Origin of the sequence: Mesorhizobium sp. M4A.F.Ca.ET.050.02.1.1, assembly GCF_003997725.1 — a bacterium.
Taxonomy (GTDB): Bacteria; Pseudomonadota; Alphaproteobacteria; order Rhizobiales; family Rhizobiaceae; genus Mesorhizobium.
This window is the reverse complement of record NZ_RZSG01000013.1, coordinates 1-14,431: the sequence shown is the minus strand read 5'-3', so window position 1 is coordinate 14,431 and position 14,431 is coordinate 1. Positions and strand designations below refer to the sequence as shown.

The 14,431-nt window shown below is 59.7% G+C and carries 13 protein-coding genes; 11 read left to right on the top strand and 2 right to left on the bottom strand.

Going from position 1 to position 14,431, the window contains the following annotated elements; all coding sequences use genetic code 11:
* Nucleotides 1-57 precede the first annotated feature (57 nt).
* The 3 genes from EOA33_RS02310 (at nt 58) to EOA33_RS02300 (ending at nt 2,690) form a co-directional block, all read left to right on the top strand.
* A complete protein-coding gene (locus tag EOA33_RS02310; RefSeq protein WP_127404869.1) occupies nt 58-1,053 on the top strand; it encodes an ABC transporter substrate-binding protein in 996 nt (331 codons plus the stop codon).
* A 10-nt stretch (nt 1,054-1,063) separates the two neighbouring features.
* A complete protein-coding gene (locus EOA33_RS02305) occupies nt 1,064-1,882 on the top strand; it encodes an ABC transporter permease (RefSeq protein WP_210212541.1) in 819 nt (272 codons plus the stop codon).
* An 85-nt stretch (nt 1,883-1,967) separates the two neighbouring features.
* Nucleotides 1,968-2,690 carry an ABC transporter ATP-binding protein gene (locus EOA33_RS02300; RefSeq protein WP_190234186.1) on the top strand — a complete coding sequence of 241 codons (723 nt, stop codon included), beginning with the start codon at nt 1,968-1,970 and terminating at the stop codon, nt 2,688-2,690.
* A 285-nt stretch (nt 2,691-2,975) separates the two neighbouring features.
* Here EOA33_RS02300 and EOA33_RS02295 read toward each other — a convergent pair whose 3' ends face one another.
* On the bottom strand, nt 2,976-3,656 hold the full coding sequence (locus EOA33_RS02295; protein ID WP_127404867.1) for an HAD hydrolase-like protein: 681 nt from the start codon (nt 3,654-3,656) through the stop codon (nt 2,976-2,978).
* A gap of 57 nt (nt 3,657-3,713) precedes the next feature.
* The gene (locus EOA33_RS02290; protein WP_186815532.1) at nt 3,714-4,754 is read right to left on the bottom strand and encodes a substrate-binding domain-containing protein; all 1,041 of its coding nucleotides are present in this window, start codon (nt 4,752-4,754) and stop codon (nt 3,714-3,716) included.
* A gap of 261 nt (nt 4,755-5,015) precedes the next feature.
* Here EOA33_RS02290 and EOA33_RS02285 point away from each other — a divergent pair, with 261 nt between their 5' ends.
* The 8 genes from EOA33_RS02285 to EOA33_RS02250 all read left to right on the top strand — a co-directional run.
* Entirely contained in the window at nt 5,016-6,317 is a 1,302-nt protein-coding gene (locus tag EOA33_RS02285) for an extracellular solute-binding protein (protein WP_186815531.1), read from the top strand.
* Between the two features lie 96 nt (nt 6,318-6,413).
* On the top strand, nt 6,414-7,352 hold the full coding sequence (locus EOA33_RS02280) for a sugar ABC transporter permease (protein WP_127404864.1): 939 nt from the start codon (nt 6,414-6,416) through the stop codon (nt 7,350-7,352).
* Nucleotides 7,352-8,194 (top strand): carbohydrate ABC transporter permease, encoded by an 843-nt coding sequence (locus EOA33_RS02275; RefSeq protein ID WP_127404863.1) that lies wholly within the window; start codon nt 7,352-7,354, stop codon nt 8,192-8,194. Before EOA33_RS02280 ends, EOA33_RS02275 begins: the two co-directional genes overlap by 1 nt.
* 9 nt (nt 8,195-8,203) lie before the next feature.
* Entirely contained in the window at nt 8,204-9,271 is a 1,068-nt protein-coding gene (locus EOA33_RS02270) for an ABC transporter ATP-binding protein (RefSeq protein WP_127404862.1), read from the top strand.
* A 17-nt stretch (nt 9,272-9,288) separates the two neighbouring features.
* Nucleotides 9,289-10,788, top strand: a complete 1,500-nt coding sequence (locus EOA33_RS02265) for an aldehyde dehydrogenase family protein (RefSeq protein ID WP_127404861.1) — start codon at nt 9,289-9,291, stop codon at nt 10,786-10,788.
* 11 nt (nt 10,789-10,799) lie between these two features.
* Nucleotides 10,800-12,434: a choline dehydrogenase gene (locus EOA33_RS02260; RefSeq protein WP_186815529.1), complete on the top strand. Its 1,635-nt coding sequence runs from the start codon at nt 10,800-10,802 to the stop codon at nt 12,432-12,434.
* A gap of 216 nt (nt 12,435-12,650) precedes the next feature.
* Nucleotides 12,651-13,520, top strand: a complete 870-nt coding sequence (locus EOA33_RS02255) for a dihydrodipicolinate synthase family protein (RefSeq protein WP_127404859.1) — start codon at nt 12,651-12,653, stop codon at nt 13,518-13,520.
* Between the two features lie 160 nt (nt 13,521-13,680).
* Nucleotides 13,681-14,431, top strand: a 751-nt coding sequence (locus EOA33_RS02250; protein ID WP_245482210.1) for a proline racemase family protein, incomplete at its 3' end; no start/stop codon positions are given.

Genomic DNA, 14,431 nt, shown 5'->3' with positions numbered 1-14,431 from the left:
CTTTCAAGGTTTGGTAAGGCGCGGCTTGCAAGCCGCCAGCAAAAAAGGGAGCAGCAAATGGGTGGATTTCGAAACGAACTGCATTCGCTCGCCGTCTTGGTCGCAGGCTTGATAGGGATGGCGATGTCGGCCGGAACCGCGCAGGCCACAGATACCGTGTCCATCGCGACATCGATCGAAACACTCGACGCTTTCGTGCCTCAGTTCGGCTCGCAGGTCGGCATCTTCGCCAGGCATGACCTCGACATCAACTACGTCAAGGGCGCCAACGGGTCAGCCATGGTAGCCGCGGTGGTTGGAGGCTCGGCCGACATCACGCATGTCGGCGCGGCCCTGATCTTTCCGGCCATCCAAAAGGGTGCGGCGCTGACGGTCCTGTTGGGCAACTACGACATCGACTACACCTTCATCGCGCACAAGGACGCCGGAGTCGACGTCAAGAAGGGATATCCGGCTTTCCTGAACGATCTCAAGGGCAAGCTGATCGGCGTCGCCGGTCGCGGGGGCGCAACCGAGCTCTACGTGCGCAAGATGTTCACCGACGCGGGCATGAATCCCGACAAGGACATCACCTTCATCGCGATCGGCACTGGCTATGGCGCGGCGGGCGCCTTCACCAACCGCCAGGTCGACGCGATGGCCAGCATTCCGCCGAGCTCGACGTTGATCGGTCCGGACAATCTCGATGTGCTGGTCGATCTCAATGCCACGCGCAACAAGGTGTTTGATCCCGAGTATCTCTTCACGGTTTTCACCGCCAATTCGGATTTCATCAAAAACCGCCCGCAGGTTGCCCAGAATTTCTGCAAAGCGGTCATCGAGACGATCAGCTACATGAAAGACCCTGCGAACGAACAGAAACTGGTCGATTTCACCGCAAAGACGCTCAAGCTCGATGCGGGCAAGGCCAAGGCGTTGATCGACGTCTACAAATCGGGCTTCAATGCCAAGCTAACCAAGGAGCGCTGGGAAGGCATGAAGAAATATGCCGCTTTTGTTCCAGACTGGACGATGAACGCGTATGAGCCCTGCGCGAGCCTGACTTCGGGCTGAGGTGGCCGAGTTGGTCGCCGCGGCAGGTTCATCGGGCTTAAAAGGGAAGGCCGGTCGGCCTTCCCACCGGAATGTCGCGCGGCTCAAGCGACTTGCTGGACAAATCGGCGTCGGAATAGCCTTTCTGGCGTTGTGGCAACTCGTCTACATGTCCGGCGTCGTCAAGCCGCTGATTTCGCGAAGTCCCGGGCAGGTGTTCTGGTTTTTCGTCCAGATCGCCACCGATGGCACGCTTCTGCCAGCGCTCTATTCCACGGTCGAGGCAACAGTGGTCGCTTTCGTGCTGGCCTCATTCGTTGGAGTAGTCATCGGCATCGGCCTTGGTCTGTTTCCCAAAGTTGAGGAACTGCTGGACCCCTATATCAGTGCGTTCAACGCGATGCCGCGGATCGCCTTCGCGCCGGTATTCATACTGCTTTTCGGCGTCAGCCAGGCAGCCAAGATCGCGCTTGCCTTCAGCGTCGTGGTTTTCATCCTGATGGTCAACGCGCGCGCCGGCATTCGCACCGTCGACCGCGATATCAGGCTGATGGTGACGGTCATGAATATTTCCAAGCGGGATATGTTCATGAAGATCCTGCTGCCCAGCGCCGTACCCTCCATTTTCGCCGGACTGCGCCTTGGCATCATCTATTCGCTTCTCGGCGTCGTGACCTCCGAGATATTGGCGTCCCGGGTAGGGCTCGGCCAACTCATTGCGGGATATGCCGGTACTTTTCAGCTCGAAGGGGTCTACGCCGTCTGCATCGTGCTGGCCGTGATCGCTTCTTTGCTCAATGCCGGGATGGCTCTGCTCGAACGCTATCTGCTCGGTGCGCGAGCGCTCTAAACCGCGAGGACCAGGGACGATGGCACCAAGCATATCGCCTGCCGCGGGAACCGACGGTGTCGCCGCCAGGATTTCCGACGTCGTGATGGAGTTCCAGACCACGTCGGGACCAGTGCGCGGGCTGGATGATGTGTCGTTGGAACTGCGAGAGGGAGAGTTCCTGGTTCTCGTCGGACGTAGCGGTTCCGGCAAGACCACTGCGCTCAATGTCCTGGCCGGGCTCCACACTGCAACGATCGGCGAGGTGAGCGTACTTGCCCAACCGCCCGTCGCCGCGCGTCCACAGCTCGGCTACATGTTCGCGCGCGATGCTTTGCTGCCATGGCGAACTGCACTCAAGAACGTAGAGCTCGGGCTGGAAGTGCGCGGTTTCGCAAAAAGCGAAAGACGGGCCTTGGCCCGAGACTATCTGGACCTCGTCGGTTTGAAGCGCTTTGCCGATAATTATCCAAGTCAGCTCTCCCAGGGCCAGCGGCAGCGTGTGGCGCTCGCTCGCACCTGGGCGCCTTCGCCGAAGATACTGTTGATGGACGAGCCTTTTTCGGCGCTCGACGCACAGACGCGTGAATCGCTTCACGAGGAGTTCGTGCGCATGTGGGCCGCTGACAAGAAGAGCGTTGTCTTCGTCACCCACGATCTGAACGAGGCGATCACCTTGGCCGACCGGATCCTTGTTTTCAAAGACGGCAAGATCGCCAAGGAATTCTCGATCCCTTTCGCTCGACCTCGGGACCTCGTCGATATCACCGCGGACCGGACGGCACGCGACATCTATCATGAGATCAGGCAACTGCTTTATCAGCATTAGCCGGCCGATAGCCGTCCCCGGGGTGGGCGGCGTGCACTGGTCAGCAGCTAACCCGGTGGATGCGTGGCCATGTAAACGTTTACGCCATTGGCGAATTGAGTCAATGCGGACTCTCTGGCCGAGACCCTATTTCTGGATTGCCGCGTCCACCGTTCGGACCAAGCGCGCCCTCGGTAAAACGAGTTCAGTCGAGGCGCATTAAGATTGTCGATTCGGGAATGTATGTGCCTTCCAGTACCGGTGCACCCTTTCTCGGCGGCAGCATCTCGGCCACGCGGACGATGGTCAGCTTGGGGGCAGGCTGCGGAAGCCGAGCAGGTTGCTTGCATCGCGCAGGTCCGGGAGCGTTACGATACCTTCCGGAAAGGCGGTTGGCGAGGGCCCGCCTCGAATTCCGAGGAATGCGATTCCCAGCTCACAGGCAGCGGAACATTCCGTGATTGAATCGCCGACCGCCACCACGGTTTCGCGCGAAAGCCCCATGTGCAACATCCGCGCGAAGGCCTCGCGTTTTTTCGTCGGCGCGCCGATGACCAGCTCGAAATAGTGATCAAGGGCTCGCTGACGGATGACCTCGACCAGTTCTTGCTGCGGGGTTCCGGAAACGACGAAAAGCCTGGAACGCCCAGTCGCTTTTTCAAGCAGTTCCCGCGCGCCGGGAATGAAAGGCGCAGCGAGGATCTTCTCAAAAACGATTTCTGAGAACCTCTTCGACAGCAGCGCCAATCGCTCCTCGGTCGGGGCGCTACCCACTATCTGTTTGTCGAAATGGTCGAACTTCTCCCGGCGTGAAATACCGCCATGCAGCCGCTGGTAGCTCAGGATGGGTTCCCTCCACTGCTGTCCATAGCCGGAATATATTTCAGCGAACGCCTCTGCTTTGATCTCGGCAGAGTCAAGGATGACGCCATCGAAATCGAATATGATAGCGGCGGGTCGAGAGGGCAGAAGCGGCTGACGGGGCATGACGGTGCCTATGTGCACACTCGACTTCGCGGGTGTGAAGCGCCCGCGGACCTGGATTTAGACGGCCGCGGCCAAGCGCAACTGTTTCAGAGCGCGCGGCGGGCACGCGGATTTTCTTACGATCAGGTGCGAATCAAGCCTGACGAAGCGAGGGGGCTCACCGTTCGACAGCGAGCTGTGGAGCATTTCGGCCGCCAACCGGCCCATTTCCTCGGCAGGCACGGCTATGGTCGTCAACGGGGGGTCCAGCTGCGCTGCATATTCTGCATCATCGAACCCGACGATCGAGATGTCCTGGGGAACACGGATTCCGAGCCGCCGACTTTCGCTCAAGGCTCCAAACGCCATGACATCGGTGTTGCAGACCACCGCCGTGGTCTCCGGGTATTTGTCCAGGATTGCGCGTATTGCCTCCGTTCCGTCCCGGATGGTGAAATTGCGAATGATTATGTTCGCTGCCCCATGGAGATTTCTCGATCCGACGAAATCCTTGTAGGCGGCGATCCGAGCGCGCTGGCGATCGCTACCCCTCGGGCTGCCGGCAATCATGGCGAAATTTCTGTGCCCCAAATCGGCAAGGTATTCCATCGCGCTTTGCGTAGCCGCGTAATTGTCAAATCCAATGCAGGGCACGATCTCGTCGGGCAGATATGAGTAGGTCGTCACCACCGGGATATGGGGTTGCTTGAGATAGCTCACGAGCGCCGGGTCCTCGATCGCGCCAACCAGAAGAAGCGCCTCGGCGCCGCGATCTACCAATGTTTTGACCTTCTCAAAAACGTTGGCGTGTTCGAAGCCGGTTGTTGCAACGATCGTCATGTAGCCGTGCTGCGCGAAGCTATCCTGAAAGTGGTTGATCATCTTCGCAAAGATCGCATAGTCCAGCGTCGGGATCGCCGCCCCCACGATATGGGTCTTACGAGAGCGCAGCGCTTTTGCCGCCGGGTTGGCCGCGTAGCCGAGGTTCTGCGCAGTCGCCAGGACCCGTCGGCGAACATCCTCGCTGACGAGGTCAGGCAGATTGAACGCCCGCGATACGGTGGCCACCGAAACCCCCGCCTCGCGGGCAACGTCGAAGACCCCTGCCTTCTTCTTCAACTTGGGTTGCTTGGCTCTTTTGCCCGGCATAAGCCGCACCATTTCGTTGGCTTTTGTTCACCTAGGGCTTTTGTCCTCGACTTCACCTCGCTTGACAAGCCATAAAACGCTCCAATATGTAATCGTTTACAGAAATTTCTATCTTGATGTGGGTTTGGGCTTGACATCTTTGTTCGGCTCGCGAAGAATGAAAACGTTTACATGAGTTGGGAGCGTCGAGGCCGGCTTTTGCCCGTCTCGCATAAAAGGGAGAATCCACAATTGACCGCGTCGATCAGACTGCCAGTGTCTCGTCGCAACTTCCTGAAGGCCACTGCCGGCCTTGCTGCCGCCTTGGCCGCCTATCGCGCCTCGTCAGCATATGCGGAGGAAGTGACGCTCAATATCCTCAATAGCAATTCAGTCTGGGCAGGGGCACTCACCGACCAGGTGGCGAAGGCATATACAGCCGCGAAGATCACCGGGGAATCCAACCCTTACGAATCTCACTACGAAAAGATGCTGATCGAACTTTCACAGGGTTCGGAAACGTTCGACATCATCACCACCGACAGCCTCTGGGTCCGGCAGCCGCAGCGCAACAAGTGGGCGCCCACGATGGAGGACATCAAAGCCGCCAACCCTGACCTTCCCGAGATCAAATATGGAAACGTCACAGAGGGATCGCTGCAATATTCCATCTACCAGGGCAAGCACTACGGCCTGCCGCTCGCCATGACGATTCCGGTCTTCATCTATCGCAAGGATCTGTTCGAGAAAGCCGGTATCGACAAGGTGCCGGTCACCTGGGACGAGTATGTCGCGGCTGCCAAGAAGCTGCACAGCTCAGACATTGCCGGAAACACGCTTTGCCTGGGAGGACAAGACGCTCACATGTCCGGTGACTGGATGACGCGCGTCATGGGCATGACGAAGCTTGCGCCGACCGACGACGGCTGCTTCAACGACGCCAATGAGCCCGTCTTCAATTCCGAGGGGCAGGGCGAGCATGCCATCGAAAGGCTGAAGGAGGTCTTGCAGTATTGCCCGCAAGGGGTGTCCGGGTTCGACTACCCAGAAGGTCAGTCCGCGATCGGGCAGGGAACCGCTGCCATGATCATTTCCTGGTCGGACGCGCTCTCCGGCATTGAGGGCGGACCGCATGCCGGCAAGTTCGGCTACGCGGTGGCGCCGACCGAGAAGTTCCAGCAGTCGATGATTGGCGGCTGGACAGTGGTGCTCAACGCCGCCAGCAAAAAGCAGGCTGACGGTTACAGGTTCCTGGCCTGGCTTGCCGATGGCGGTTACAAGTATTTCTCGGAAGCGGGTGAAACCTCGATCTGCTACAAGCCGGATCTCGAAAATCCGGACATGATCAAAAAGATTCCGGGGCTCCATGTCTTTGAGGATTTCAAGACCCGCGGGACCCAGCCGATCGCGATCCCGCCTTATCGCCTGACCAATGCGGTGGAAGTGCAGCGGGCAATCTACGAGGAAGTCCTCGCCGGCGTGACTGGGCGAAAGACCCCGAAGACCGCGATGGTCGATGCCGTGGATCGGGTGGGAAAGCTCGTCAAGGGCTGAAGTGCCGCCCGCAAGCGCCTGGATATACCAGCGCTCGTCGAACAAGAACGCGCTGTGCGGGCAGATGCCCGCTCGGCGCCGTCGGGATCAAGGACCATGACAGTCAGCTTAGAGGGTTTGCCCGTCGCGACCGATCGAGCCAAGCGTGCCGGAGAGCGTTACACCGGCATGATCCTGCTCGCGCCGACCATGATCATCATGACGGTTGTCGGGCTCTTTCCGCTCCTGCACTCGCTCTATATGAGCCTCACCGGCTATCGCCCCTCGGATCCGGACAAGTTCCAGGGATTTGTCGGCCTCGCCAACTACGCCGATGCAGTGTCGGACGCCCAGTTCCTGCATTCGATCCTGCTGACGCTGCTGTTCACCGTCTTGTCCGTGGGGCTGTCTCTCACCTTGGCCGTGCTGCTGGCGCTCCTCTTCAATGTCAGGCTCCGCGGTTTCACGCTGCTGAGGACCATCATCATCGTCCCGATGCTGATCACGCCGATCGCCGTCGGCATCACCTGGCGCATCATGATGATGCCCGACCTTGGCGTGCTCAATTACGTTTTGAGCCTCGTCGGCATTCCACCGCAGCCATGGGCCGGCGAGAAGGCCAGCGCCATGGCCTCGATGCTGCTGGTCGATGTCTGGCAGTGGACCCCCTTCATGTTCCTGATCATCTTCGCCGGCCTCTCGGCCCTGCCCAAGAGCCCCTTCGAGGCGGCGGCGATCGACGGCGCCTCGCCGATCCAGACCTTCTTCATGGTCACGCTGCCGATGCTGAAACCGGTGATCGTGATCGCGAGCCTGCTCAGGATCGTGGATGCCATCCGCACCTACGACACGGTCTATATCATCACACGTGGCGGTCCCGATTTCGCCACCGACCTGCTCAGCATCTACCTGGCAAGGGTCAATTTCCGCTTCTTCAGCCTCGGCTATGGTGCTGCGCTATCCTGGCTGACGCTCCTCATCATCCTCGCCGTGGTTCTCATCTTCGTGAAATACACGGGCTTCATGCGCATGGTGAACGAAAAGGAGGCCCGCTGATGTCAAGGTCGATCACGCGACACGGCTCCATCCTCAGCGACATCGGCTACTACGTCCTTGCCCTGATGGCGACCGCCTTCTTTGCTTTCCCCATCGTGTGGATGACGCTTTCTTCGCTGAAATCAGATGTCGACATAGCGGCTTATCCACCGAAGTGGATTTTTGCTCCGACATTAGAGAGCTACCGCAAGCTTTTTACGGAGCTGAATGCGATGGATGCCTTGATCAACAGCGCATTCATCGTCTGCCTGGCTACTCTGTTTGCAATGATCGCAGGGACGCTCGCCGCCTACGGACTGGCGCGTTTCGACGTTAAGAACAAGAACTTCATCGCCTTCGAGGTTCTGTCGATCCGCATGCTGCCGCCGATGGTGAGCGTCATCCCGCTGTTCATCATCGCCAAGCAGCTGGGCATCTTCGACACGCCGTGGCTGCTGATCGCCGTTTATACGTTGAACGGATTGCCGTTCGTGGTCTGGGTGATGCGCGTCTTCATCCAGGAGATTCCGCAGTCGATCGAAGAGGCTGCCTTGATAGATGGATGCAGCCGCTTCGAATGCTTCTGGCGCGTGACCTTGCCGCTGCTTTTGCCCGGCTTGGCTGCGACGATGGTGATCATATTCATGTTCGCCTGGAATGAATTCCTGCTGGCCAGCATTCTGACGTCTTCCGAGGCGCGCACGCTGCCGGTGATCGCGGCGAGCTCGATCAAGGCCAAGGCGATATCGTGGGGATTGGGCTCGGCGGCCGGCGTGCTGATGTCGTTGCCGGTCGTCGTGCTCGTCCTGTTGATGCAAAAATACCTGGTCAGGGGCCTGACGCTTGGCGCCGTGAAGGGATGAGGAACGACAATGGGTATCGAAGTCAAATCTGTCTACAAGCGCTTTGGCGCCTTCACTGCTGTGAACGGCGTGTCGGTCGACATCAAGGACGGCGAATTCTTCGTCATGTTGGGTCCCTCCGGTTGCGGCAAGACGACGACATTGCGCATGATTGCCGGACTGGAGCTTCCCAGCGACGGCCAGATCAAAATCAATGGCCGCGACGTGACATATGAGGAACCTCGTCACCGCGATATTGCGATGGCGTTCCAGGACTACGGTCTCTATCCGCACCTATCCGTGTTCCAGAACATTGAGTTTCCTCTGAAGGTGCGCAAGATCGCCGAGGGAGAGCGCAAAAAGAAAGTGCATGCGACCGCGGAAAAACTCGGAATTGCCGAGTATCTGGATCGCAAACCGGGACAGATCTCCGGCGGGCAACGGCAGCGCGTCTCCCTGGCGCGGGCGTTGGTGCGCAATCCCCGCGTCTTTCTGATGGATGAGCCACTTTCGAACCTCGATGCGAAGCTGCGCGCCACGATGCGCACCGAGATCAAGAAGCTGGTTACCAGCCTCGGCATCACCACCGTCTACGTGACCCATGACCAGATCGAAGCAATGTCGATGGCCGACCGGATCGCCGTCATGCGCAAGGGTGATATGGTCCAGGTGGCAACGCCGCTGGAGATCTACGACAGGCCAAGAACCGAGTTTGTGGCCGATTTCATCGGTTCTCCGCCCATGAACCTGTTCCCTGCTCATTTTGACCGCAAGAAGGGAATTGCCGCCTCCGTCCAGCCCTTTGCCGACAGTCTGTCAGGGGAGGTCGCCGACAAGGCAAGCAGCTTTGCCGACGCCCAAGGACAATTCTTCGTCGGGGTCCGCCCCGAGCATCTCTTGATCGTTGGTGACGGCGTCGAAGGCGCCGCGTCGGCAAGCGTCGATTTCGTCGAGCCGCTTGGGCAAACCACCAATGTCTATGTCGACTGCGGTGGTCACAAGTTCATCGTCGTCACCGATCGAACTGAGGCGAGGGTCGGCGACGTGGTCGGCGTGCTTGTTGCGCCAGGCAAGAGCCGGCTCGTCGCGCCAAACTGACCGAGGAAAATGGATCGATGGACGTCCGTGAATACGACAATTGGATCGACGGCGGTTGGGCAGGCGCCGATCGGAAGGTGGAACGCAAATCGCCAGCCCATGGCAGGCTGCTAGCCCGTTTCGCGCAAAGCGACGAGCAGGCGGTAAGGGCTGCTGTCGGGGCCGCCCGCAAAGCCTTCGACACGAGATCTGTCTGGTCATCGATGCCTGGCGCCGAAAGGGCCAAGGCCCTTGGGCATTGGGTCGATTTGATGACCCGTGACCTAGAAAGGTTGGCCTTGATCGAGGCAGAAGAGGTGGGAAAGCCGATCCGCTTCGCCAGGGCAGAGATTGAGTGGTCAATTGAGCTGGCGCGCTATGCGGCAGCGCTTGCCTGGCAACTCCCAGGAGACCTCGTCTCCAACATCGGTGACGCAAATCTGGGTCTTGTCACCCGTGAGCCGCGCGGCGTGATTGCAATGATCACGCCATGGAACTTCCCCATGGTGACTCTGTTCCAGAAGCTGCCCTTCGCGCTCGCGGCCGGCTGTACGGTTGTGGTCAAGCCATCGGAGCTGACCTCTGGTTCGACGCTGGAAATCGCCAAGCTGGCGACAGAGGCCGGCATCCCAAATGGCGTCATAAATGTGGTAACCGGCTCGGGCCGGACGGTCGGCGAGATCCTCACCGGGCATCGAGATGTCGACATGATCTCGTTTACCGGATCGACCGCGGTCGGGATCAGGATCGCGCAGCGCGCGGCCGAGCAGGTCAAGCGCGTTGGCCTCGAGCTAGGCGGAAAGGCGGCAAATATCGTCTTTGCCGATGCCGACATCGATGCGGCGCTGGATGGCATCCTACTCGGCTACATCCTCAATCAGGGCGAAGAATGCGTCCAGGGCACCAGGCTTCTTGTTGAGGATAGCGTTGCGGAAAGCTTCCTGGAGAAGCTGGTCGAGCGCTCTAAGAAGATCCGCCTCGGCTTGCCGACGGATGAGGACGCGGACGTCGGAGCGCTGATCCACGAGAAGCACATGGAACAGGTGCTGTCATACATCGAGTCCGGTTTAGAGGAGGGCGCGACGCTTCTGCTCGGTGGCAACCGTGTCACCGAAAACGGCCTCGGCATGGGCTATTATGTTGCCCCTACCATCTTTTCCAACGTCACCCCCGACATGACCATCTTTCGCGAAGAGATTTTCGGCCCGGTGCTTGCGGTCACGCGTTTCAAGAGCGTCGAGGAAGCAATCGCGCTCGCCAATGACACGAACTATGGTCTGGGCAACGGGCTATGGACGAAGGACATCGACAAGGCGATACGCGTTTCGCGGGAACTTCGCAGCGGGACGGTCTACGTCAACACATTTCTCGAGACCGCGGCCCAGATGCCGTTCGGCGGCTTCAAGCAAAGCGGGATCGGTCGTGAAAACGGGTTGGACGGCCTGCTCGAGTTCACCGAGGTGAAGTCGACCTTCATCAAGCTTGGGAAACGCACCCACGCCCTGCCGCACACCCTGACAACCTCGGCAAGATCGTAAGGAGTGCCCCGGTGACGGACAAGAAGGCGTTCGATTATATCGTCATAGGTTCAGGCTCGGCAGGCTCCGTGATAGCGTCCAGGCTGGCCGAGGACCCGTCGACCACGGTTCTGCTCCTGGAAGCGGGTCCCTCCGATCAGCACATATATATCCGGATGCCGGCGGCCCTTGGTTTTCCGCTGATGAACGACCGCTTCAACTGGTTCTACAATTCGGAGCCGGAACCGCACTTGCAGGGGCGGGTCATACATGAGGCGAGAGGGCGCGTGCTGGGCGGCTCGTCCTCCATCAATGGCATGAATTGGGTCCGCGGCAATCCTTGGGACTATGACAACTGGGCGTCGATCGGAGCTGACGGATGGTCCTATGCGCAATGTCTGCCCTATTTCAAGAAAGCCGAGACATTCGACAAGGGAGCGAACGCTTATCGCGGCGGCTCCGGGCCGATGCGGATCGAGACCTGCAAGGCGGAAAATCCTCTTTACCACGCCTTCCTGAGGGCGGGGGTGGAGAGCGGTCTGAAGCATGTTGCTGATCACAATGCATATCAGCAGGAAGGCGTTCACATAACCCAGCGCAACGTCCATGACGGAATTCGCTGGAGCACCTCGCAGGCCTATATCCATGCCCAGCCCCGCAAGCCCAACCTCACCGTGCTCACCGGCGCTAGGGTCACCGGCATCGAAACGAGCAACAAGCGCGTCGTTCGGGTTGCTGTGACCACAAAAGCCGGCGCCCAGCAATTTGAGCCGGAGCGCGAAACAATCCTGTGCGGGGGAGCGCTAAATTCCCCACAACTGCTGCTGCTATCCGGCATTGGCCCTGCCGATGACCTCAGAAAGGCCGGGATTGCGCTGAAACACCACCTGCCTGGCGTCGGACGAGGGTTGAAGGATCATGTGGCTGCCCCTGTCATGTATCGCGCTACGAAGGACGTATCGGCTGCCAAGGAACTCTCAACCTTCGGCAAGGCGAAGCTCGGGCTTCAGTGGCTCCTCTTCAAGAAGGGGCTTGGCGCGACCAATTTCTTCGAAGTCGGCACCTTCATGCGCACGAGGGAAGAAGAAACCATACCGAACGTGCAGTTCGAGTTCGTGCCGATGCTGGGCGAATTCCAGCACGGCAACGTCAAGCTCGAGAACGGCTTCCAGTACTTCCTGAGCCTGATGAGGCCCAAGAGCGAGGGACGCGTGTGGGTAGAGTCGGCCGATCCAAGGGCGGCGCCGAAATTCCTGTTCAACTATCTCGAGCATCCTGACGACATGCTGCAGGCTGTTCAGGCCGTGAAGGCGATCCGCAACGTGGTCCGCCAGAAGGCATGGGACGAGTTTCGCGGCGTTGAAGAAATGCCCGGCCCCTCGATCGCCAGCGACGAGGATATCGCCAATTGGCTGCGCGGGATTGCCGGCACCAACTACCATCCATGCTGCACCTGCAGAATGGGCGAGGGGGATGACGCGGTCGTCGACAAGGAAGCAAAGGTGCACGGCATTGAGGGCCTCAGGGTCGTCGATGCCTCGATCATGCCTGAGATCGTCAGCGGCAACCTCAACGCCCCGGTCATCATGATGGCTGAGAAGGTCGCGGACGCCATTCGCGGGATAGCGCCGTTGCCCGCCGACCCGCAGCCTTACCACACCGCCTAAGGCGCGCGAGCATCAAATGCAGCAATCGCTTGATCTACGGCATGAAAACGATTACAACTATGGAAATCCATGGTTAGCAATGTGGTTCCGGACCGCTGGTGGCTAACAGGAAGTATACAGCGAAATCTATAGCTTGCGGCGACCGAGTCATTCCATGCGGAATGAGGTCGCGCCGCAAGTTCAACGGTCAATCAGTCGCGCAAAAGGAGCAAAGACGTGAGTGAACTAAAAGGCATCTGCGTGCCGATCTGCACGCCATTCAAGGACAATGGCGCTGCGCTCGACGAGGGCGCATTGGCGGCAAATATCGACTCGCTGATCGAGGCGGGAATTCACATCATCGCCGTGAATGGCGGGACCGGAGAGTTTCCTTTCCTCACCGAGACCGAGAAGCGGCGCATCGCCGAGATCGCGGGCAAGCGGATCAATGGCCGGGCCAAGCTTATCGTCCAGACGTCTGCCCTGCGCACCGAAGACGCGATCGACAACTCGAAGCACGCGCGGGACGCTGGCGCGGACGCATTGCTCATCCTGCCGCCTTTCTTCGAGGGGCCGAGCGAACCGGGAGTGCGCTACCACTACGAGCAGATTTCCAAGGCCGTCGCGACCCCCATCATGGTCTACAACATTCCCCAGTATACCGGCTTCGACATCACGCCTGACGTCTTCAAGCGCTTCAGTGAGATCGACAACGTCAAATACATCAAGGACAGCACGTCGAACATGATGCGCATCGATCAGCTCTCGGCCCAGGGCGCCAAGGTGTTCAACGGTTGCGACTATCTGAATTTCTACAGCCTTGTCAGCGGCGCGCCCGGCGTGTTCACCGGGTCCGGCAATGCCGTACCGAAGCAGCTGGTCAAGCTCTACGATCTCGTTCAAGCCAAGAACCTCGCCGAGGCGGCCGCTCTTTGGCTCAAGCTGCGCCCGCTGTCGCTGCTGCTTTGGACGTCTCCTTTCAACCCCGTCGCCAAGGCAGCGAGCACCAAGACGGGACGCCCCGTCGGCGAGTGCCGGCTTCCTGTCCTGCCGCTCACCGAGGCGGAGGTGAAGCTGGTCGACGAAGCCCTCGGCGCCGCCGCCTGAGGTGAGCGCCCTTGCCCCGGGGACACCGTCTCCCCGGGGCGGGCCTGGATGCCGCCGGTCCGCTGCGGCATGCTTGGCAATTCACCGGTCGTCATTCGGCCGCACCTCGGAACGCTCGCAAGCGACTGAACAAGGAGGACGACACATGCGGTTATCGCGGATGATAAACGTTGTCGGCGCCCATGCCGAGGGCGAGCCCAACGACGTCATCACCGGCGGCGTCATCGACGTCCCTGGCAAGACGATGTTCGAAAAGGCGCGCTGGCTGGAGACAAAGGGCGACGATCTTCGCGCGTTCCTTCTCCATGAGCCGCGCGGCAAAGTCACACTTTGCACCAACCTGGTCCTGCCCTCGTCTCACCCCGACGCCCAGATGGGGTACGTGATCATCGAGCCGGCGTCCTATCCGCCGATGTCGGGGACAAACACCATCTGCACGGTCACCGTGCTGCTTGAGACGGGCGTCATCGCCATGCAGGAGCCCGTCACCAAATTGACACTCGAGGCGCCGGCGGGGCTGATCGAGGTCGAGGCGCAATGCCGCAACGGAAAATGCGAAAGCGTGAAGTTCCGGAACCAGCCATCCTTCGTCCTGCATCGCGACCGGATGATCGAGGTCGCTGGCATTGGATCTCTTCGCGTCGACGTCTCCTATGGCGGGATGATCTACGTGATCGTCGATGCAGGCGACTGCGGCTTCGCGATCGAGCCATCGGAAGCGCGCGACCTGTCGGACGTCGGGGAAAAGATCAAGCGCGCGGCGGCTGAGCAGCTGCCTTCGATCCATCCCGAGAACCCTGCAATTCACACCATAAACCAGACACTTTTCGCCGGTCCGCTCACGGTCAGCGACGGGGTAAAGTCATCGCGCAACGGCGTGATCGTCTCGCCTGGCCGCCTCGACCGCTCGC

Bases quoted from the DNA above. Each gene is read 5' to 3' on its own strand.
- EOA33_RS02280 (WP_127404864.1), top strand. From the start codon at position 6,414: ATGACAGTCAGCTTAGAGGGTTTGCCCGTCGCGACCGATCGAGCCAAG.
- EOA33_RS02300 (WP_190234186.1), top strand. From the start codon at position 1,968: ATGGAGTTCCAGACCACGTCGGGACCAGTGCGCGGGCTGGATGATGTG.
- EOA33_RS02270 (WP_127404862.1), top strand. From the start codon at position 8,204: ATGGGTATCGAAGTCAAATCTGTCTACAAGCGCTTTGGCGCCTTCACT.
- EOA33_RS02265 (WP_127404861.1), top strand. From the start codon at position 9,289: ATGGACGTCCGTGAATACGACAATTGGATCGACGGCGGTTGGGCAGGC.
- EOA33_RS02310 (WP_127404869.1), top strand. From the start codon at position 58: ATGGGTGGATTTCGAAACGAACTGCATTCGCTCGCCGTCTTGGTCGCA.
- EOA33_RS02275 (WP_127404863.1), top strand. From the start codon at position 7,352: ATGTCAAGGTCGATCACGCGACACGGCTCCATCCTCAGCGACATCGGC.
- EOA33_RS02295 (WP_127404867.1), bottom strand. From the start codon at position 3,656: ATGCCCCGTCAGCCGCTTCTGCCCTCTCGACCCGCCGCTATCATATTC.